Source organism: Streptomyces sp. NRRL S-31, assembly GCF_000718775.1.
GTDB lineage: Bacteria > Actinomycetota > Actinomycetes > Streptomycetales > Streptomycetaceae > Streptomyces.
Map to the genome: position 1 here is coordinate 1 of NZ_JOCB01000218.1, position 1,716 is coordinate 1,716.

1 pseudogene is annotated in these 1,716 nt (G+C 71.3%); it reads right to left on the reverse strand.

Annotated features, from left to right (window positions below):
* A pseudogene (locus IF37_RS0138260) lies at positions 1-1,673 on the reverse strand (condensation domain-containing protein); the annotation flags it as partial.
* Positions 1,674-1,716: the final 43 nt, after the last annotated feature.

Below are 1,716 nucleotides of genomic sequence, written 5' to 3' on the forward strand. Positions count from 1 at the left end.
GCCGGTGACGCCGTTCCAGTCGACCAGGATCTCCCGCCGCTCCCGCTCCGTCAGCATGTTCAGCTTGGACAGGCGGGCCCGAGGTGTGGCCGCCACCGAGGCGGCCAGGGTGGTGAAGTGGCCGGCCATCCGCTCGATCGTCGCCCGCTCGAACAGATCCGTCCGGTACTCCAGGGCCGCCAGCAGCTCACCGTCCGACTCGGCCGCGGTCAGCTGGAGATCGAACTTGGCGTCCTGACCGCCCACCCCGATCTGCTCGACCGCCAGACCGGGCAGGCTCCACGCGTCGCCGTCCGGGGTGTTCTGGAAGACGAACAGGGTCTGGAAGAGCGGGTTCCGGGAAAGGTCGCGGTCGGGGGCCAGCTCGTCGACGAGGCGTTCGAAGGGGAGGTCCTGGTGGTCGTAGGCGCCGAGGGCGGTGTCCTTGACCCGGGCCAGCAGCTCGGTGAACGCCGGGTCGCCGGAGAGGTCGTGTCGTCCTGGCGGCAGTAGCGGGCCAGGACGATCTGGAACAGCGACAGCAGCGCCATGAACAGGCTCGCACCCTGCCCGCTCGCCGTCGCCCGCAACGCCTCGGCCACCTCCGACGGCACCGAGAAGTACACGGTGTCTCCCTCGGCGCCCTCCCGCTCGGCCGGCCGGCCGTGATCGGTGGGCAGCTCCAGCGGCGTCACACCCGCGAGGCGCTCGCGCCAGTACGCCAGCTGCTCCTCCAGGAATTCCCCGCTGAGCTGCTCCCGCTGCCAGGATGCGAAGTCGGCGTACTGGAGGGGGAGTTCGGGCAGCGATGCCTCCCGCCCGGCGACGGCGGCCGCGTACAGCTCGCGCAGTTCGCGGGCCAGGATGCCTGAGGACCAGCCGTCCGACACGATGTGGTGCAGCGTGATCAGCACGTACTGGTCGTCGTCCGCGACGCGCACCACGTCCACGCGCAGCAGCCGCCCGCCGTCCAGCTCGAACGGCCTCCTTGCCTCGGCCGCCATGATCTCCAGCGCGGCCCGCTCCCTGTCGGCCGCCGGAACGGCCCGGACGTCGTGCACCACCGGAGTGACCGACCAGGGCGCGTCCACGTTCTGCGCGGGACGGCCCGAGTCATCCGTGACGAACCGGGTGCGCAGCACCTCGTGCCGGGTCACCAGACCGGTGAACGCCGCCCCCAGCGCGCCGGCGTCGAGCGTGCCCCGCACCCGCAGCCCGAACGGCACGAGGTATTCGGCGCTGCCCGGCGTCAACTGGTCCAGGAACCACAGCCGCTGCTGCGCGAACGACAGCGGCAGCGGACCGCCGTCACGGTCGACCGGTACCAGCGGCGCTTCGTCGGCCGCCTCCAGCTCGCGTACGACCCCGGCCAGTGTGGCCGGCGTGGGCGAGGTGAAGAGGGCACGTACGGGTACGTCCACCCCGAGCCGCTGCCGCAGCCGGGACGTCACCTGCGTCGCGAGCAGCGAATGCCCGCCCATCTCGAAGAAGTTGTCGTGGATGCCGACGGTGTCGACGCCGAGGACGTCGGACCACACGGCGGCGACGGCCTGCTCCGTCGAGTTCCGGGGTGCGGTGTAGACGGTCTCGAGTTGGGGTCGGTGGTGGTCGGGTGCGGGGAGGGCTTTGGTGTCGACTTTGCCGTTGGGTGTGAGGGGGAGCCGGTCGAGGGTGACGTAGCTGCTCGGGACCATGTAGTCGGGCAGCTGTCGCTGGAGGTGGGTGCGGAGTTCGGCG